15 protein-coding genes are annotated in these 19,352 nt (G+C 63.9%); 7 read left to right on the forward strand and 8 right to left on the reverse strand.

Features of this window, described 5'->3' with window-relative positions:
• Positions 1 to 57 precede the first annotated feature (57 nt).
• Positions 58 to 489 carry a hypothetical protein gene (locus KI242_RS25140; protein WP_011063174.1) on the forward strand — a complete coding sequence of 144 codons (432 nt, stop codon included), beginning with the start codon at positions 58 to 60 and terminating at the stop codon, positions 487 to 489.
• 36 nt (positions 490 to 525) lie between these two features.
• Here KI242_RS25140 and KI242_RS25145 read toward each other — a convergent pair whose 3' ends face one another.
• Complete coding sequence (locus KI242_RS25145; protein WP_015636861.1) at positions 526 to 2,868, reverse strand: GGDEF domain-containing phosphodiesterase; 2,343 nt, start codon at positions 2,866 to 2,868, stop codon at positions 526 to 528.
• A gap of 458 nt (positions 2,869 to 3,326) precedes the next feature.
• Here KI242_RS25145 and lon point away from each other — a divergent pair, with 458 nt between their 5' ends.
• The 5 genes from lon to cmoB all read left to right on the forward strand — a co-directional run bounded on the left by lon (position 3,327) and on the right by cmoB (position 8,802).
• Positions 3,327 to 5,747 carry an endopeptidase La gene (gene lon, locus KI242_RS25150; RefSeq protein ID WP_011063176.1) on the forward strand — a complete coding sequence of 807 codons (2,421 nt, stop codon included), beginning with the start codon at positions 3,327 to 3,329 and terminating at the stop codon, positions 5,745 to 5,747.
• A gap of 159 nt (positions 5,748 to 5,906) precedes the next feature.
• Positions 5,907 to 6,299 (forward strand): protease inhibitor I42 family protein, encoded by a 393-nt coding sequence (locus KI242_RS25155; RefSeq protein ID WP_011063177.1) that lies wholly within the window; start codon positions 5,907 to 5,909, stop codon positions 6,297 to 6,299.
• Position 6,300: 1 nt separating this feature from the next.
• Complete coding sequence (locus tag KI242_RS25160) at positions 6,301 to 6,936, forward strand: lysoplasmalogenase (protein WP_011063178.1); 636 nt, start codon at positions 6,301 to 6,303, stop codon at positions 6,934 to 6,936.
• Positions 6,937 to 7,105: 169 nt separating this feature from the next.
• The gene (cmoA, locus tag KI242_RS25165; protein WP_011063179.1) at positions 7,106 to 7,849 is read left to right on the forward strand and encodes a carboxy-S-adenosyl-L-methionine synthase CmoA; all 744 of its coding nucleotides are present in this window, start codon (positions 7,106 to 7,108) and stop codon (positions 7,847 to 7,849) included.
• A complete protein-coding gene (gene cmoB / locus KI242_RS25170; protein WP_015636863.1) occupies positions 7,846 to 8,802 on the forward strand; it encodes a tRNA 5-methoxyuridine(34)/uridine 5-oxyacetic acid(34) synthase CmoB in 957 nt (318 codons plus the stop codon). The genes cmoA and cmoB overlap by 4 nt, the downstream gene beginning before the upstream one ends.
• 141 nt (positions 8,803 to 8,943) lie before the next feature.
• Here the strand turns inward: cmoB and tadA are convergent, their stop codons facing one another.
• The 7 genes from tadA to treP all read right to left on the reverse strand — a co-directional run bounded on the left by tadA (position 8,944) and on the right by treP (position 18,408).
• Positions 8,944 to 9,432, reverse strand: a complete 489-nt coding sequence (gene tadA, locus KI242_RS25175; protein WP_011063181.1) for a tRNA adenosine(34) deaminase TadA — start codon at positions 9,430 to 9,432, stop codon at positions 8,944 to 8,946.
• Positions 9,432 to 10,808, reverse strand: coding sequence for a multicopper oxidase family protein (locus KI242_RS25180; protein WP_015636864.1), 1,377 nt, complete (start codon positions 10,806 to 10,808; stop codon positions 9,432 to 9,434). The genes tadA and KI242_RS25180 overlap by 1 nt, the downstream gene beginning before the upstream one ends.
• A 198-nt stretch (positions 10,809 to 11,006) precedes the next feature.
• Positions 11,007 to 11,297, reverse strand: coding sequence for a PTS transporter subunit EIIB (locus KI242_RS25185; RefSeq protein WP_011063183.1), 291 nt, complete (start codon positions 11,295 to 11,297; stop codon positions 11,007 to 11,009).
• A gap of 2 nt (positions 11,298 to 11,299) precedes the next feature.
• The gene (gene ptsP / locus KI242_RS25190; RefSeq protein ID WP_212805637.1) at positions 11,300 to 13,837 is read right to left on the reverse strand and encodes a phosphoenolpyruvate--protein phosphotransferase; all 2,538 of its coding nucleotides are present in this window, start codon (positions 13,835 to 13,837) and stop codon (positions 11,300 to 11,302) included.
• Positions 13,838 to 13,897: 60 nt separating this feature from the next.
• On the reverse strand, positions 13,898 to 15,121 hold the full coding sequence (locus KI242_RS25195) for a carbohydrate porin (RefSeq protein ID WP_011063185.1): 1,224 nt from the start codon (positions 15,119 to 15,121) through the stop codon (positions 13,898 to 13,900).
• A gap of 134 nt (positions 15,122 to 15,255) precedes the next feature.
• Entirely contained in the window at positions 15,256 to 16,905 is a 1,650-nt protein-coding gene (treC, locus tag KI242_RS25200) for an alpha,alpha-phosphotrehalase (protein WP_041119723.1), read from the reverse strand.
• Between the two features lie 60 nt (positions 16,906 to 16,965).
• A complete protein-coding gene (gene treP, locus KI242_RS25205) occupies positions 16,966 to 18,408 on the reverse strand; it encodes a PTS system trehalose-specific EIIBC component (protein WP_212805638.1) in 1,443 nt (480 codons plus the stop codon).
• 229 nt (positions 18,409 to 18,637) lie between these two features.
• On the opposite strand from treP, the gene treR reads away from it, so the two are divergent.
• Positions 18,638 to 19,342: a trehalose operon repressor gene (treR, locus tag KI242_RS25210; RefSeq protein ID WP_011063188.1), complete on the forward strand. Its 705-nt coding sequence runs from the start codon at positions 18,638 to 18,640 to the stop codon at positions 19,340 to 19,342.
• The last annotated feature ends 10 nt before the right edge of the window (positions 19,343 to 19,352 follow it).

Consider the following 19,352-nt stretch of genomic DNA (forward strand, 5'->3'; position numbering starts at 1 on the left):
GGGCGGCACGCCAGGAACAGCGTGCTGGCGCGACCGCCCTCGCAGGAGAAAGACATCATGAGTACGGATAAGCGTGATGAGTTGTTTGAACGGTTACACCACTGGTTCGGTGACTCGGAAGCCGCCAACTGGAACGAATACACCACCGAGCAGGTGGCCAAGGGAGTCCTCCACGCCTTTACCCCGGCGCAATGGCAACGCCTCGGCGAAACCCTGCTGTCGCGCCCCGAGTACTGGCAGCACCGCTGCGCGGTGTCCCTGGGAGAGTTGCGCAGCCCGCCGGCCATCGAGCTACTGAAACGCCTGCTGGTGGATTCGCCCTACCTGGACGTAAGGGTCATGGCGATCTATGAACTGGACTGGTCGGAAGCGGCCATCGAGCCCCGCTATGCGCCCTGCATCCTGGAAATCATGGACAACCTCAGTGAGGAAGGCATAGAGCCGGAGCTGCAAAGCCTGTTGACCAAGGCCGAGTCCGCCGCCCCCTGAGCGCGCCCCCTGGATGGCCCCTCGGCCATCCAGCTTTCAGCTCGACACCCGGGAGTTCACCAGCCAGCGCTCAAAGGCCTCGGTCGGCAACGGTCGGCTGATCAGATAGCCCTGCACCGTGTCGCAGCCCCAGCTTTCCAGCAATTTCAGGCAATGCTCATATTCCACGCCTTCGGCCACCACCTTGAGCCCCAGCTTGTGGCTCATTTCAATGGTGGAACGCACGATCACCGCATCGCCGCTGGTTTCATCCAGATTGCGGATGAACGACTGGTCGATCTTCAGTTCCTGCACCGGCAGGCGCTGCAACTGCGCCAGGGATGAATAGCCGGTACCGAAATCGTCCACCGACAGGCTGATGCCGCAGCCGCGCAAGCGTTGCAGCACGGCCAGGGCCTGCTCCGGGTCGCGCATGATGGCGCTCTCGGTGATCTCGAACACCAACTGTTCGGCTGCCACCTGATAGCCCTCAAGGTAATCGCTGACCCGTACCTCCAGGCCGTCGTCCTCCAGGTCGCTGGCCGAGATGTTCAGTGACAGGCGTACGGGCAGGGCCCGGCGGTTCCACTCCGCCAGCTGGCGGATACAGGCTTCGATGACCCAGGCGGTGAGGCTGTGCATGCTGCCGGTGCGCTCGGCCAGGGGAATGAATTCCGCCGGCGAGACCACGCCGAACACCGGGTGCTGCCAGCGCAGCAGGGCTTCGGCCTGGTGCAGGTAGTCCCGGCGCAGATCGAGCTTGGGCTGGTACAACAGGAACAGCTCACCTTCGGCGGCCGCCCGGCGCAGGTCGCGGATCAGGCTGATCTGCCGCTGGTGAGCCAGGTCTCGGTCCTGCTGGTAGACCTGCAAGTAACCGGGCTTGAGCGAAGCATCATGGCGGGCGATGGCGGCGCGGCTGATCAGTTCCTCGGCGGACTTGCCGTCGGCGGGGTACACCGCCATCCCCATGCAGATCTGCCGGCGCACCTCATCGCCCTGGATCAGTTGCGGCCGGCTGAGCAGGTCATGCAGCCGGTCAGCCATGGCCATGGCCCCGTCCAGTTCGGTGTTCTCCAGCAGCAGGAGGAATTCACTGGCGGTGATCCGGGCCGCCGTATCGCCCTGGGACAATACTTCCCGCAGGCGCCGGCTGAGCTCGCCCATCATCTGGTCCAGGCCTTCTGTGCCAAAGCCTTCGTTGATCGCCCGATAGTTGTCGATGCCCAGGTAGAGCAGCACCACATTGCGCCGGGCGGCAATGGCCTTGGTCAGGCGTTCGATGGCCAGGGCCCGGTTCGGCAGCCCGGTCAGCGGATCATGCAGAGCGTTGTGGGCCAGTTGCCGTTCGCGGGTGGCAATGGCGCTCTGCATGGCGTTGAAGGCATCTGCCAGCACCCCGAACTCGTCGCTGCGCTTGATGGTTACCGGGGCCTGATAGTTACCGGCACCGATGCGTCTTGCCGCCTGGGCCAGGTCTTCCAGGGGCCGCGATACCCGCCGCGCCATCAGCAGGGCGCAGACCAGGGAGACCACCAGCGCCACCATGGCGATCCACATGAACTCCCGGTCCAGCGGGGCAAAGGCCTGCAACGCCTGCTCCAGGGGGCTTTGCAGCAAGGCCATGACCCGCGGATCGCCGGCATCCCCGGTATTGGCCAGTTGCAAGGCCTGGTTGAGGAAACGCTGGCCATGGGTCTCGCTCAACTGCGGCAGGGATTGCCACAGGGAGTCGGCCAGGACATTGATGATGGGCGACCAGAAGAACTCCGGCTGGGTGCTGAACAGCTCGCCGGGATGCTGACCATCGACCGTCAGAAACGACACTTCCAGGTTGCTCATGGAGCGCAGTTCCTGGGCAAACAGCTCATCCATGGGAAAGCCCATCACTACCCGGGCGATGGGTAGCGACTCCAGCACTTCCCCCTGGACCAGCAGATAGGGCCGGCCCTTGATTGCGACGAAGAGCATGTGGGTGTTGTGCCGCATGGCCCGGCGCAGGGCCTGGTCGTAGGGAAAGTGCTGGTCCCGGGCGATCACCGGCAGGGTGCTGGCGATGACCCGGCCCTCGGGGCTGAGCACGAACATCTCGCTGGAACGGATGCCGCCGCTATGCTGGGCCAGGGCGGCAAGGATATCCACCGGCTTGCCGCTGAGCACCGCCCGGCGAAACTCGGAATCCACCACCAGCCAGTCGACACCGTACTGCAGGTTGCGACCGCGCAAGTCCAGCAGCCGTTCGAATACCCGGGTGCCGATCTTCAGTTGCAATTGCGCCTGGCGCTCCACCGCTTGGGTGGTGGCGGTCTTGACCGCGAAATACACCGCGGCAATCAATACCAACAGCAATAGCGCCAGCACCCCGACAATCCTTGCCTGAAAGGTTCGGCGCCACTTCATAAGGCTGCTCTCAGTCGCTCCAAGTCCCCGGCGGGCCTTGAAAAGGCCGACGCGGATAACCCCTGCCGGAAGCTGAAAAATCCCTTCTTCATACCCATCCCTCTGAGAAGCTGAATGCGCGCGTCAAATAAATGCCAGCTTCATTCCGGCATTCCGGGCAATCAGATTAATCCTCAAATTACACAAGATCACGCAATAAAACAGGTGACATCGCAGTCATTTTATTGACAACCCATGTCAAACAGCCCCTTCAAGTGAGCTTGAATCCCTTCGCAAAAACCCCCAGGCATGCAGCAAGAACAGCCTAGACCGCGGCTATGCAACGCTTCTCTGCCAGAGCAAGGGGCGATGCAGCGGCATTTCCCACCGCTTCGGAAAAACGCTGAAACCAGTCCCCCATTGAAACCCGCGGCGACCTGCCCCATCTAAGCTGCATAGTCCATCGCGCAGGAGCCTCCATGAGCGACCAGCAAGAATTTCCCGAAGATCCACGTGACTACGTCGATCCGGAAAACACCGAACACCAGGCTGCCCATGGCACCGGCCTGGCCCTGCCCGGACAGAATCTGCCGGACAAGGTCTACATCATCCCGATTCACAATCGTCCCTTCTTTCCTGCGCAAGTATTGCCGGTCATCGTCAATGAAGAGCCCTGGGCCGAAACCCTGGAACTGGTGAGCAAATCCGAGCATCACTCCCTTGCCCTGTTTTTCATGGACACCCCGCAGGAGGACCCGCGACACTTCGATACCTCCGCGCTGCCGGAGTACGGCACCCTGGTCAAGGTCCATCACGCCAGCCGTGAAAACGGCAAGCTGCAGTTCGTTGCCCAGGGCCTGACCCGGGTGCGCATCCGCACCTGGCTCAAGCACCATCGTCCGCCCTACCTGGTGGAGGTCGAGTACCCCCATCAGCCCAGCGAGCCCACCGACGAGGTCAAGGCCTACGGCATGGCGCTGATCAATGCGATCAAGGAGCTGCTGCCGCTCAACCCGCTGTACAGCGAAGAGCTGAAGAACTACCTCAACCGCTTCAGCCCCAACGACCCGTCGCCCCTGACCGACTTCGCCGCCGCCCTGACCTCCGCCACCGGCAACGAACTGCAGGAAGTGCTGGACTGCGTGCCCATGCTCAAGCGCATGGAAAAAGTCCTGCCGATGCTGCGCAAGGAAGTCGAAGTGGCGCGCCTGCAGAAAGAGATTTCCGCCGAGGTCAACCGCAAGATCGGCGAGCACCAGCGCGAGTTCTTCCTCAAGGAGCAGCTCAAGGTGATCCAGCAGGAGCTGGGGTTGACCAAGGATGACCGCAGCGCCGACCTGGAGCAGTTCGAACAGCGCCTGACTGGCAAAGTGCTGCCGCCCCAGGCGCAGAAACGCATCGACGAGGAAATGAACAAGCTGTCGATCCTGGAGACCGGTTCGCCGGAATATGCGGTTACCCGCAACTACCTGGAATGGGCCACCGCCGTGCCCTGGGGCGTCTTCGGCGACGACAAGCTCGACCTCAAGCACGCGCGCAAGGTGCTGGACAAGCACCACGCCGGGCTCGACGACATCAAGAACCGGATCCTCGAATTCCTCGCGGTGGGCGCCTACAAGGGCGAGATCAGCGGCTCCATCGTGCTGCTGGTAGGCCCACCCGGTGTCGGCAAGACCAGCGTCGGCAAATCCATCGCCGAATCCCTGGGGCGGCCGTTCTACCGCTTCAGCGTCGGCGGCATGCGTGATGAAGCCGAGATCAAGGGCCACCGCCGCACCTACATCGGCGCCCAGCCGGGCAAGCTGGTGCAGGCCCTCAAGGAAGTGGAGGTGATGAACCCGGTGATCATGCTCGACGAGATCGACAAGATGGGCCAGAGCTACCAGGGCGACCCGGCCTCGGCCCTCCTGGAGACCCTGGACCCGGAGCAGAACGTCGACTTCCTCGATCATTACCTGGACCTGCGCATGGACCTGTCCAAGGTCCTGTTCGTGTGCACTGCCAACACCCTGGATTCGATTCCCGGCCCGCTGCTGGACCGTATGGAAGTGATTCGCCTGTCCGGCTACATCACCGAAGAAAAACTGGCCATCGCCAAACGCCACCTGTGGCCCAAGCAGCTGGAAAAGGCCGGTGTCGCCAAGACCAGCCTGAGCATCAGCGACAGCGCCCTGCGCACGGTGATCGATGGCTACGCCCGGGAAGCCGGGGTGCGCCAGCTGGAGAAACAACTGGGCAAGCTGGTACGCAAGGCCGTGGTCAAGCTGCTGGACGAGCCGGACGCCACGATCAAGATCGCGCCCAAGGACCTGGAGGCTTCCCTGGGCATGCCGGTGTTCCGTAACGAGCAGGTCCTGAGCGGCACCGGGGTCATCACCGGCCTGGCCTGGACCAGCATGGGCGGCGCCACCCTGCCTATCGAGGCCACGCGCATTCACACCCACAACCGCGGCTTCAAGCTCACCGGGCAACTGGGGGATGTGATGAAGGAATCGGCGGAGATCGCCTACAGCTACGTCAGCTCGCACCTCAAGCAATTCGGCGGCGACAGCAAGTTCTTCGACGAAGCCTTCGTCCACCTGCACGTTCCCGAAGGCGCCACCCCCAAGGACGGCCCCAGTGCCGGGGTGACCATGGCCAGCGCCCTGCTGTCCCTGGCGCGCAACCAGCCGCCGAAGAAAGGCGTGGCCATGACCGGCGAGCTGACCCTCACCGGCCACGTGCTGCCCATTGGCGGGGTGCGCGAGAAAGTCATCGCCGCGCGGCGCCAGAAGATCCACGAGCTGATCCTGCCGGAGCCCAACCGCGGGCATTTCGAAGAACTGCCGGACTACCTCAAGGAAGGCATCACCGTGCATTTTGCCAAGCGTTTTGCCGACGTGGCCAAAGTGCTGTTCTAACCCCTTTCGCCGCAAGCCGGCTCCTGCAGGGCCCCCCTCGCAGGAGCCGGCTTGCCGGCGAACAGGCCATAACCGCCAACCTTTATTCCCCTCCCCACACCGCCCATCATCTTCAGTTATGCTCGCCGTTCGTCATGAATGATCGGAGCTTCCTGACCCATGCCCACACCCCGCCTTCTTGCCCTGCTCAGCCTCGCCCTGCTGACCGCTTGCGCCAGCCAGCCCAAGCAGAACGTCACCGTTGAAAACCAGAGTGAATGCCCGCTGCAACTGCACAATGGGCAGAACCTGATCCTCACCCTGCCAAGCAACCCCACCACCGGTTATCGCTGGGCGATCCAGGATTCGGCCGGCGGCATCCTGCGCAAGGTCAGCCCCGAGGTCTACAGCAACCCCGAAGACACCGGTCTGGTGGGCAGTGGCGGGCAGTCGACCTGGCGTTTCCAGGCCTTCGCCAGCGGCCAGGGCCGGCTGCTGCTGACCTACCAGCAACCCTGGGCACCGGAAGAGGCCCCGGTGAAGGCCTTCGACTGCTCGATCACGGTGAACTGACATGGGCTGGCTGATACTGGCGCTGATGGGCGCCGCGACCTTCCTCTACGGCGTCAGCGTGCATGCCACCCTGCTCTGCCTGCTGGTCAAGCCACTGCCGGTGCTGGCCCTGCTGGGCTGGCTGCACGATGCACCGCCCGGGGACTACCGGCGCTGGATCATCATCGGCCTGCTGTTCTCGGTGCTGGGGGATGTCCTGCTGGCCTGGCCCACGGACCTGTTCGTGTTCGGTCTCGGAGCCTTCCTGGTGGCGCACCTGGCCTACCTCAAGGCTTATCTCAGCGACTGCCGGCGCCCGGCGCTGCTGCCCTTGCTGGTGGCACTGGCCATTGGCGCGGTGCTGTTGAGCATCCTGATCTCCCACGGCCTGGGGCCGTTGCTGGTGCCGGTGATCGTCTACGCCCTGACCATCAGCGCCATGCTCTGGCGCGCCCTGGCACGCCTCGGCTCAGCGGTGCCCACGCGGTCCGCGGTACTGGCAGCGCTGGGCGCCCTGAGCTTTGCCTTCTCCGACAGCCTGATCGGCATCAGCCGCTTCGTGCTGGCCTTCGACGCCGCGCCCTACCTGATCATCATTTTCTACTGGCTGGGCCAGTGGGGCATTGCCGCTTCGGCGTTCAGCCAGAAGCCACGCTGAGCCGCCTGCGCCGACAGGCCGGTCCCTACTCTCCGTAGGAGCCGGCTTGCCGGCGAAAGGCCCCCACCTTGCGTCGCCCTTGCGCCCCTGAAGGCCCTGCGGGCCTTATCGCAGCCTGCGGCAGCGGCTACAATGCCGCCCTCTTTTTATCTCCATCGCCGGAACCGCCGTGAGCAAAGAACCCGACCGCCTTTTCGCCCAGCCACTGGCCCAGGTGCCCGACTTCGCCTTCAACGAGGATGTGGTGCGGGTGTTCCCGGACATGATCAAGCGCTCGGTGCCGGGTTACCCGACCATTGTCGAGAACCTCGGGGTGCTGGCGGCGCAGTTCGCCCAGCCCAACAGCGTGCTCTACGACCTGGGCTCTTCCCTGGGGGCAGTGACCCAGGCCCTGCGCCGCCATGTGCGCACGGATGGCTGCCGGGTCATCGCGGTGGACAACTCCGCAGCCATGGTCGAACGGTGCCGGGAATACCTCAACGGCCAGGACTCGATGTTCCAGGAGCTGCTGCCGGTGCAGGTGATCGAGGGCGATATCCTGGCCCTGGAATTCCAGCCGGCCTCGGTGGTGGCCCTGAACTTCACCCTGCAGTTCATCGCCCCCGAGCAGCGTCTGGCCCTGCTGGGGCGCATCCGCCAGTCACTGCTGCCCGGTGGCGCGCTGATCCTCTCGGAGAAGCTGCGCTTCAACGATGACCAGGAACACGCCCTGCTCACCGACCTGCACATCGCCTTCAAGCGCGCCAACGGCTACAGCGAACTGGAAATCGCCCAGAAGCGCAGTGCCATCGAAAACGTCATGAAGCCCGACAGCCTCGAAGAACACCGCGAACGCCTGCTGGCTGCCGGGTTCTCGAAAGTGGTGCCGTGGTTCCAATGCCTTAACTTTGCCTCGTTGATTGCCCTGCCATGATTGATCTGTCCCCCCTCGCTCGCCGTCTGGCGGGTACGCCCCTGGCCACCTGGGCCAACGGGCTGCAAGCCCAGCTCGACGCCAAGATGGAAAAAGGCCATGGCGACCTGGAGCGCTGGCAAAGCGCCCTGGATGCATTGCCGAAGATCCAGCCCAGCGAAATCGACCTGATCAATGGCCTGCGCCTGGACACCGACTGCGACAACGCCACTCGGGCGCAGATGCGCACCGCACTGATGGGCCTGTCGCCGTGGCGCAAGGGCCCGTTCGACCTGTTCGGCGTGCACGTGGACACCGAATGGCGTTCGGACTGGAAGTGGTCGCGGGTCGCCCCGCACCTGGACCTTGAGGGCAAGCGCATCCTCGATGTCGGCTGCGGCAATGGCTACTACATGTGGCGCATGCTTGGCGCCGGCGCCCACAGCGTGATCGGCGTCGACCCCAACTGGCTGTTCTTCTGCCAGTTCCAGGCGGTGCAGCGTTACTTGTCGGAGCCTTCGGTGTGGCACCTGCCCTTCCCCTTCGAAGACCTGCCGGCCAACCTGGAAGGCTTCGACACGGTGTTTTCCATGGGGGTGTTCTACCACCGCCGTTCGCCCATCGAGCACCTGCTGGCGCTCAAGGACTGCCTGGTCAAGGGCGGTGAACTGGTGTTGGAAACCCTGGTGGTGGAAGGCGACCAGCACCAGGTGCTGGTACCGGAAGACCGCTACGCGCAGATGCGCAACGTATGGTTCCTGCCGTCCGTACCGGCCCTGGAACTGTGGCTGCGACGCGCCGGTTTCAGCGATGTGCGTTGTGTTGATGTGAGCGTGACCAGCGTCGAGGAGCAGCGCGGCACCGAGTGGATGAAGTACCAGTCCCTGAGCGACTTCCTGGACCCCAACGACCACAGCAAGACCATCGAAGGCCTGCCGGCGCCGATGCGTGCGGTGATAGTCGCCAAGAAATAACCCGCCTTCCCCCGCAGGAGCTGGCCGGGCGGCGTTCCGCTTGCCAGCGAAGGCGCCCGCCAGAGCGGCGCAAGGCTCAAGGGCCTCTTCGCCGGCAAGCCGGCTCCTACGGTTTTGTGTAGGCCGCGAACCGGTTTGAGATCAGCGCGCTCGACGCGCCTTGAAGAATTCGCTCAGCACCGTGCCGCACTCCTCGGCCAGAACTCCGCCCTCGTACAGCACTCGATGGTTGAGAAACCCTTGGGTGAAGAACTGCCCCTGGCTCTGCACAATGCCGGCCTTGGGTTCCAGTGCGCCGTACACCACCCGGGCAATGCGCGAATGGACGATCAGCCCGGCGCACATGCTGCAAGGTTCAAGGGTCACGTACAGGGTGCTGCCGGGCAGGCGATAGTTGCTCACCGCCTGGGCCGCTTCGCGGATCGCCACCATCTCGGCGTGGGCGCTGGGATCGCTGCCGCTGATGGGGCAGTTGTAGCCACGGCCGATGACCTGCCCATCCAGCACCAGCACCGCGCCAACCGGCACCTCGCCCAGGGCAGCGCCCTGCGCGGCCAGGGCCAGGGCTTCACGCATGAAGTCCTGGTCGCGGCTGCGGTCGATGATCGGCGCCGGGCGTATCTGGCGCATCACACCACCTCGATGGCGGCCATCAGGCCGGTTTCCATGTGGTCGATCACGTGGCAGTGGAACATCCAGACCCCCGGGTTATCCGCCACCAGGGCGACCCGGGCACGCTCGTTCTTGCCCAGCAGGTAGGTGTCGGTGAAGTAGGGGGTGATCTTCTTGCGGTTCGAGGCGATGACCTTGAAGCTCATGCCGTGCAAGTGGATCGGGTGCTGGTACTGGGTCATGTTCTTCAATTCGAAAATGTAGCTCTTGCCCTTTTTCAGGGTGGCAATCGGGCGGTCGGCGCAGGTCTTGTCGGTGATGTCCCAGGCCTGGCCGTTGATCTGCCACAGGCTAGGCGGCTTGCCATTGTCCACGTTCACCGAGACTGAGCCAACCCATTCGAAATTGAAGTTGAGCTTCTCGGCGTTGTCGAGATCCGGCTCGGCCACGGGGTTGGCCGGCAAGGCGGCGGGCCACTGGGTGGGCGCGTCGTTGTTGGCCACCGAGCGCAAAGTGCCCAGGCGCACCGGTCCGTTGCGCAGGGACAACTCCACACCGGCCGCCGGCGCCTTGATCGCCAGGCAGATGCGCATGCCCGGGCCCAGCCAGTATTCCTTGCCCAAGGGGCGCGGCTCGATGGGGTTGCCGTCCAGGGCGTAGATCTGCGCTTCGACATCCGGGATGTTGATGCGGTAGGTCAGGGTGTTGTCCAGGTTCAGCAGGCGCACCCGGGTGATCTGCCCGGCCGGCAGGTCGATCACCGCCTGGGACACACCGTTGATGGTGGACAGGCGCCCGGCCGTACCACCGCGCGCCGCCTCCCGAGGGATGCTGAAGGGCATGAACGCGCCCTCTTCATCCACGTGCCAGCTTTTCAGGCTCAGGGTGCGCTCGTACTTGAAGCCGGTGGGTTCGCGCTCTTCGATGATCAGCGGGCCCACCAGGCCGCGACCCAGTTCTTCGCTGCTGTTCACATGGGGGTGATACCAGTAGCTGCCGGCATCCGGTACGCGGAATTTGTAGTCGAAGTATTCGCCGGGCAGCACCGGCAGTTGCGAGACGTAAGGCACGCCGTCCATTTCCAGGGGCAGGCGGATGCCGTGCCAGTGGATGGTGGTGGCCACCGGTAGGTGGTTGATAAAGCGTACCCGCAGCCACTCGCCCTGGCGTACCCGCAGTTCGGTACCCGGCGCCGAAGGGCCGAAGGCCCAGGCCTCGGTCTTGTGCCCCGGCACCAGCTCCACGTCCAGTGGCGCGGCGATCAGCTCGTAATCGTGCCCCGCCTCGGCGTCAGCCATCTTTCCCAGCCAATAACGCGATGCGCCGCCCGCCCCCACGCCCACCACTACCAGACCGGCCAGACCACCGAGTATTTGTCGACGGGTAAAGGACATGGACTCAACTACCTCACGTATCAGCCGCGGGCCCAGGCCCGCAAAAGGCGAATACGATACACCCGCAGTTGAGAAACAGTAAGGCCGGCGCGGCGACGGGACGCAGGCGAGACGGGGAAACGATGGGTGTTTTCGAGAGTCTGCTCGCTGGCAAGCCCGTTGCTCTTGCAGGAACCGGTTGGCCGGCGAACAGGCCCCTCAGCCCTGCAACCCCAACAGCAGGTGCACCACGCCACCGGCCAGGGGCATCACCGCCGGTACCCCCGCCACGCGCAGGGCGCTGCTGTCCAGCAGTTGCGGATCATGCAGCTCAAGGCGCAGGCGGGTCAGGGCCAGGGGTTGCTGGCTCTTGATGTTGGCGCTGCCACCCAGCGCCGCCAGCATTGCGTCATTCAGAACATTGCCGTTGGCCCTGGGGGCCTTCGGTTGATCAGGGATCAGGTCTGGAGTCAGGGCTTTCCAGAACGCGCGTTGCAATTTCTCGAACATTTTCAGTTCTCCAGAACCAGTGAATCGGCTGCGACTTGCTGCTTGTGCAGGTATTCACGTACCTGAACCGCGTCCTCCAGATCGATGATCCGAGCTGCCAGCGCCTGGCATTCGCTCAGATCCAGCTCGCGTACCCGGGCCTTGATGGCCGGAATCAACGGCACGCTCACCGACAGTTCGTCCACCCCCAGGCCCAGCAACAGCGGCACTGCCAGGGTTTCGGACGCCAGTGCACCACAGACTCCGACCCACTTGCCGTGGGCATGGGCGGCCTGCACCGTTCGCGCGATCAGGCGCAGCACCGACGGGTGGAAGCTGTCGGCCTGACTGGCCAGGCGCGGATGATCACGGTCCATGGCCAGGGTGTACTGGGTCAGGTCGTTGGTGCCGATGGAGAAGAAATCCACCTCCGGAGCAAAGCGGTCTGCCATCAGGGCCGCCGAAGGCACCTCGATCATGATGCCCAACTTGGGCCTTTCCGCCAGGCCCAGGGCCCGAACCTCGTCATCCAGTAGCTGCCGCGCCTGACGCAGCTCCGCCAGCTGGCTGACCATGGGCAACATGATGTGCAGGCGTGCCTGCCCGGCGCTGGCGAGAATCGCCCGGAACTGCTCCCGCAGCAGTTCGGGACGCTCCAGGCACAGGCGGATGCCCCGCAGGCCGAGAAAGGGGTTGGCTTCACTGTCCATGGGCACATAGGCCAGGGGCTTGTCGCCGCCCACGTCCAGGGTGCGTACCACCAGATTGCGCTCAGGCCCCAGGGCCTGGGCGATGGCCCGATAGGTTTCGGCCTGCTCCTCCAGGCTGGGGGCGTGGCTGCGGTCCTGGTAGAGGAACTCCGAACGCAACAGGCCGACGCCTTCGCCTCCCAGGCTCATGGCCTGCTCGGCCTCCGCCAGAGAGGCAATGTTGGCCGTGACCTCCAGATGATGACCATCGCGGGTCACCGCCGGTTGCGCCGCCTGGGCCAGGTCCTGACGCTGGCGCAGGCGTTGCTGCTGACGCAGGGACTCCAGTTGCTGTAAGCGTTGCGGGTCAGGGTCCGTATGCAGTTCGCCGCGATCGGCATCCAGCAGCACCCGGGTGCCGTTGGCCAGGGACAGGACCCGGGGCGACAGCCCACAGATCGCCGGCAGGCCCAGGGCTCGGGCGAGAATCGCCACGTGGCTGGTGGCGCCGCCGCCGACAGTGGCAAACCCCAGCACCTTGGCCGTGTCCAGGCTGGCGGTCTGCGAGGGGGTCAGTTGCTCGGCAATCAGAATGGCCTGGTCCGGCAAGCTCACGGCATGCTCTTGCACCCCGAGAATCAGCTTGAGCACCCGTTGGCCGACGTCCGCCAGATCCACCGCGCGTTCAGCCAGCAGCGTACTGCCCAGGCCCTTGAACAGCTCGGCGGTAACCTCGATGGCACTGTTCCAGGCAAAGGCGGCGCTCTTGCCGGCGACGATCAGGGCTTCGGTTTGCTGCAACAGGCTCGGGTCGTCGAGGAGTTCCTGGTGGGCGCGGAAGATTTCCTGCTGTGCTTCACCCGGGGCATTGTCCCGCAGCTGTTGCAGGCCCCGCACCGCCTCTCGCAAGGCCCGCTCAAGGACTTCGCGCTCCTGCTGCGGGTTCGCCGCCCACTCGCTTATCTGCAGGCGCTGCTCAGCCACATTGACCACCTGGCCGACCGCCGAACCCGGTGACGCACAGACACCCCGCAGAACCGTCTCCAACGACTCATCCCGCGCCGCTACTGGCTCAGGACTCGGCGCCGCAGCACTGACTTTCTCGCCACAACCCGAGGCCAGCAGTTCCACCAGAACCTGGATCGCCTGCTCGGCATCCGCACCCGCAGCACTGACCTGCAAGACATCGCCCTGCACCGTCTGCAACGCCATGATCGACACCAGGGACTTGGCATTGGCCGAGTCCTGGCGCCGGTGCAGGCAGATATTCGCGGCAAAGCCCTTGGCGGCCTGGGCCAGCAACGCCGCCGGACGTGCGTGCAGCCCCTGGGGGTTGCCCAGGATCAGCGGTTTGGAAAACAGCGCCTCTGCTTCAGCGCCCTCGACCTTGGCCCCCTCCTCTGCGCAGGCGGGCTCGATCTGCAACACCGGCTGTCCCAGCTCCACCAGCAGGCTGCCGGACACCAGCCCCGTCACCGCCTCGCCACTGACCACCAGCATCAGGGTCAACAGGCTGCGCGCGTGCCGGGCCAGATAATCAGCATCGAACTCGATCAGCGGCTGGCCTGCCGAGATCTGCTGCCCCTCCTCGACCAGACAGGTGAAGCCCTTGCCCGCGAGGTTCACCGTGTCCAGCCCGATGTGCATCAGCACCTGCTGGCCCTGTTCACCGGTGATGCTCACCGCATGGCCGCTGTGTTGCAGGTTGCTGATCACCCCGGACAGAGGCGCACAGAGGGTCTGGGAAGTCGGGTCGATGCACAGCCCGTCACCGATCACCCGGCTGGAAAACACCGGGTCCGGAACCTGGTCCAGGGGCAGCAGCACCCCGGACAGGGGCGCGAGCAATTGCAAGGGTTGGGTTATGGCCATGACGTCACCTGCTAATGATTCCTTGAAGTGCCGATGGAGCGCGAGCCCCGACAGCATCGCTTATTTCCACCAGTACTCGACCTGCAAACCGACGTTCGCCCCGTGCCGGGCGGTGCCGAAGACACCACTGTCGGACAGCGCGGAGCCGGCCGCCAGTTCGTTGGCCGCGCGTTTGGCGGCCTCGTTCCAACTGGCATAGGTGTAATACAGGCGCACCTCGGGCCGCGCCCAGAACTCCGGCCCCTTGGGTGACCAGGTGGGCGCGAAGGTGAACTTGCTGAGTTTGCGGGTGCCCCCGGGCGCCTCCACCTGATCATGACCAAACTCGGTCACCAACTTGAACTGTTCGGTGATGGCATAGGCCGGGCGCACACCCAGGGAGATCCAGTTCTGGTCCTGGCCGTCGGGGCGAATGTCCTTCTGATAGACCGCCTCTACCTGGCCGCCGAAGCGCGGGGTGACCTGCCAATCGAAGAACTCCACCAGGCGATAGCTCTTGTTGCCGTCATCCAGGTAGGGATTGCCGGTGTAGCCCAGGCCGGTACCGGGCCCCTCACCGTATTGCAGAGCCAGTTTGTTCTTGCCACCGAAGAAGTCTTTCTGCACATGCTGGGTGGTGATCGCCCAGCCATTGTGGGCACCACGGCGATCGGGCTTTTCCAGGTAACTCAGGCCCAGCTCCAGCTCGCCGCCGGGGTTGGTCTGGAAACCGGCAACGTTGAAGTCATGACGGCTCACGGCCTGCTTCTGGTAGAGGTTGTCCTTGCGGGAAAAGGCGTAGCTGTATTTCAGATCGCCGATGCGCACGTCCTCGACCCCGCCGCCGGTGGCGCTCTGGTTCCAGTAGTAGAAGTCGGAAATATGGATGTCGTTACGCTTGTAGTAACGGCGCCCGGCCCACAGCGAGCCGCCATTGAGGCTGGGCAGGTTCGACCACTGGGCGTACATCTGCGGCATGCGCGCCGAGCCGTTTTCGCCCTGGAAGGTCAGGTTGCGGTCGTAGCGGTTGTAGAGCGAAGCCATGCCGTCGACGCTGAGCACCGAGCCGTCTTCCAGGGTGTACAGGTCCTGGCGCAGCTCAAGCTCGGCGTACTGCTCGCACTCGTTGCCCAGGCGGTACTTGGAGGGCGCGCCGGGTAGCTGAAAGCAGGATTGCGGGCCGCTGTTGACCGAAGTGCCAAGGCCGCTGCGCAGGTAGCCGGCGAACTCCAGGGCCTGGGCCGGAAAGGGCAATGCCAGGCACAGGCAGGACGCCGCCAGGCCGCGATTTATTGTTGTTTTCATAAGCCACCCCATTATTTTTATTGTGATATTTCGATCCGCAGAAGCCGGCTTGCCGACGAACGAAGCCCTGCGCTGTATCTGCAACAGCGCATTCACGGCAGACGCAAACCGCCCGGCAGCTTCTGCGAGGATTGTCAGCAGTCGGTCAGGTGCAGGACGAAGGACTCATAGGGCCGCAGCCGCAAATGCCGGCTGCGGGCGCCATCCCCCGGGTAGTTGCTGATCAGCAGACGCTGCTGCATGCCCGGCTCGATGACCTCCTGCGGCAATTCAACCTCGCACGGCGAACCGTAGAAGTTGTTCACCACCAGCAGTCGCTCGCCCTGCCCTTCCCGCACGTAGGCCCAGACCTGCGGATGCTCGGGCAGCAATTGGCGATAGACGCCGTGCTGGATCAAACCCTGCTCACGGCGCAACGCGATCAATTGGCGATAGTGGTGCAGCACTGATTGCGGGTCGTCGAGCTGTGCCTGGACATTGATCTGGCCAGCGTTGGCCGCAACCTCGATCCAGGGGGTGCCGCTGCTGAAACCGGCATTGGCCCCGGCACTCCACTGCATTGGCGTACGCCCGTTGTCCCGGGACTTCTGCTGGATCGCCGCCATGATGGCCTGCGGCTCTTCACCGGCCTCGCGCTTGAGGCGGTAGATGTTCAGGGTCTCGACGTCGCGATACTGCTCGATGCGCTGGAAATGCGGATTGGTCATGCCCAGCTCTTCGCCCTGATAGACAAAGGGCGTGCCCTGCAGCAGGTGCAATGCGGTGGCCAGCATCTTCGCCGACACCACACGGTGTTCGCCGTCGTCGCCAAAGCGCGAGACCACCCGGGGCTGGTCGTGGTTACACCAGAACAGCGCATTCCAGCCGCCACCGGCCTGCATGCCGCACTGCCAGTCGGACAGGATGCGCTTGAGTTCAAGGAAGTCGAAATCGGCCCGCAACCACTTCTGCTGATTGGGGTAATCCACCTTCAGGTGATGGAAGTTGAAGGTCATGGACAGCTCCTTCGACTCCGGGTTCGAGTAGCGGATGCAGTGTTCCAGGCGGGTGGACGACATCTCGCCGACATTCACCAGGTCATGGCCGGCGAACACTTCCCGATGCATTTCCTGCAAGTACTCATGAACGTTCGGGCCATCGGTATAGAAGCGCCGGCCATCGCTCTGGTCCTCGGGGAAGTCCGCAGGCTTGGAGATGAGGTTGATCACGTCGAGGCGAAAGCCGCCGACGCCCTTGTCCCGCCAGAAGCGCATCATCTTGAAGACTTCGGCGCGCACCCGTGGGTTGTCCCAGTTGAGGTCGGCCTGGGTGTGGTCGAACAGGTGCAGGTAGTACTGCCCGGTCTGTGCCTCGTATTCCCAGGCCGAGCCGCCAAACTTGGACTCCCAGTTGTTGGGCTCATCGCGCCAGATGTAGAAATCCCGGTAGGGGTTGTCCAGGCTGCTGCGGGCCTGCTGGAACCAGGCGTGCTCGATGGAGGTGTGGTTGACCACGATGTCCAGCATCAGCTTGATCCCGCGCTTGCCGGCCTCGGCGATCAGCAACTCGCAGTCGGCCATGCTGCCGTAGCTGGGATCGATGGCGTAGTAGTCGCTGATGTCATAACCGTTGTCGCGTTGCGGCGAACGCAGGAACGGGGTCAGCCACAGGCAATCGACCCCCAGCCAGTGCAGGTAGTCGAGCTTGTCTACCACTCCCAGCAGGTCGCCGGTGGCCTGCCCTTGGTGGCTGTGAAAACTTTTCGGGTAGATCTGGTAGATCACCGAACGCTGCCAGTCTTGCATGGGGGAATCCTTTGGAAAGTGCGAGGGCATTCGCCGGCGAGCCGGCGCCTAGAAGGCCGGTCAGGCCACTCGGTAGCCGGGACGGATGATCTTCAGGCTCAGGCCGCAGGTCAGGACGAAAGGCACCACCAGGGCGACGACCATGCCGATCACGAACATCGGGATGTATTGCGGAATGATCGAGATGAACCCCGGCAGCCCACCGACGCCGATAGCCGAGGCCTGGACCTTGTTCAGCGAGAGGAAGATGCTGCCCAGGGCCGAACCGATCAGCGCGGCATAGAACGGAAACTTGTAGCGCAGGTTGACGCCGAACATCGCCGGCTCGGTGATGCCGAAATAGGCCGAGATCGCCGAGGTCGAAGCCATGCTGCGGTCCCGGGCATTGCGGCTCATGGTGAACACCGCCAGGGCCGCGCTGCCCTGGGCCAGGTTGGACATGACGATCATGGGCCAGATAAAGGTGCCGCCCTGGGTGGAGATCAGTTGCAGATCGACCGCCAGGAACATGTGGTGCATGCCGGTGATCACCAGCGGCGCATAGAGGAGGCCAAAGATCGCCCCACCCACCACCGGCGCCAGGTCGAACAGGGTGACCACGCCTTCGGTGATCAGGATCCCCAGATGGCGGGTCACCGGGCCGATGATCGCCAGGGCCAGCACCCCGGTGACCACGATGGTGGTGATGGGCACCACCAGCAGGGTAATGGCGTTGGGCACCCGGGCCCGCAGCCATTTTTCGATCACGCTCATCACATAGGCTGCCAGCAGGATCGGCAGGATCTGCCCCTGGTAGCCGACCTTCTCGATCTGGAACAGGCCGAGGATGTCGAAGTACGGCAGGCTCTGGCCATCCAGCCCGGCCACGGCCTTGCCGTAGTTCCAGGCGTTGAGCAGGTCCGGGTGCACCAGCATCAGGCCCAGGACGATGCCGAGGATCTCGCTGCCGCCGAAGCGCTTGGCCGCCGACCAGCCCACCAGGGCCGGCAGGAACACGAAGGAAGTGTTGGCCATCAGGTTGATCAGGCTCCACAGCCCGTCCAGGCCCGGGTAGGCCTCGAGCAGGGTCTGGCCCTCGATGAACATGCCCTTGGCACCTAGCAGGTTGTTCACCCCCATCAGCAGGCCGGCGATGATCAGGGCCGGCAGGATAGGCATGAACACATCGGAGAACACCCGCACCAGACGCTGCATGGCGTTGGTCTTTTCCGCGCCCTTCTGCTTCACGTCGGCAATGGTGGAAACCGCAAGGCCCGTCTGTTCTCGCAGGGCCGCGTAGACCTTCTCTACCTCGCCAGGGCCGATCACCACCTGGAACAGACCACCGGTGAAGAACGAACCCTTGACCAGATCGATCTGGTTGAGTGTGGCGCTGTCGACGAGGCTCGGGTCCTTGAGGGCCAGGCGCAGGCGGGTCACGCAATGGGCAGCCTGCTCGAGGTTGTCGGCGCCACCGAGGCTGTGCAGCAACTCGCTGGCGATCGTTGAATAGTCGTGGCTCATGCTCGTTCTTCCACCTGAGTTTTTTGTTATTGGCAGCACGCCGAGGAGGAAACTACTCGTCTGTACGAGTTAAATCAACAACTCGTACAGACGAGTTTGGATTTTTCTTCTGGCCAACGCTCGAAATGTGCTTTTCCGAGCCGACTCCGGCCTGCCAGGTACATGGACAAATACCCCGCGCAGCCCTTAAGGTGCCTGCCTTGAGCACAGCGCGGCGCAGAGCCATCCCATGAGCAAATACAACCAGATCTACAGCGATCTGCTTGCCAGCATCACCACCGAACGTCTGGAGCGTGGCGCCCGCCTGCCTTCGGAAAGCGAACTGATGGACAGCTACCAGGCCAGCCGCGGCACCGTGCGCAAGGCCATCGAACTGCTGCAGGAGCGCGGCTTCGCGCAGAAGATCCACGGCAAGGGCACCTTCGTGCTCTCGCCCAATCCCATCGAGTTCCAACTGGGCGGCATCGTCAGCTTCCAGGAAACCTATCCAGGCCTGGGGGATGACGTCAGCACCGAGGTGGTGGAGTTCAGCCAGTTTCCTCTCGAAGGCCCGCTGCGGGCCCATCTGCAAGCCGAAGAAGGCAGCCTGATCACCCGGATCAAGCGGGTCAGGCGCATTGACGGCAAACGGGTGATTCTCGACATCAACCACTTTGTCGCCGATCTGATTCCAGGGCTGGACCGGCAGATCGCCGAGCAGTCGATCTATGCCTACATCGAACAAACCCTGCAATTGAGCATCAGCTACGCCCAACGCACCATCGAGGCCAGCCCGCGGAGCAAGGACGACCAGCAGTTGCTCGACCTGGACGGCCAGAGCCACGTGATCGTGGTGAGCAACCAGACCTTTCTCCAGGACGGGCGCCAGTTCGAGTACACCGAATCACGGCACACCCTGGACAAGTTCTACTTCTCCGACGTGGCGCGGCGCTAAGCCCCACCCT

It is taken from the genome of Pseudomonas sp. Eqa60 (genome assembly GCF_018326405.1).
Classification (GTDB): domain Bacteria; phylum Pseudomonadota; class Gammaproteobacteria; order Pseudomonadales; family Pseudomonadaceae; genus Aquipseudomonas; species Aquipseudomonas protegens.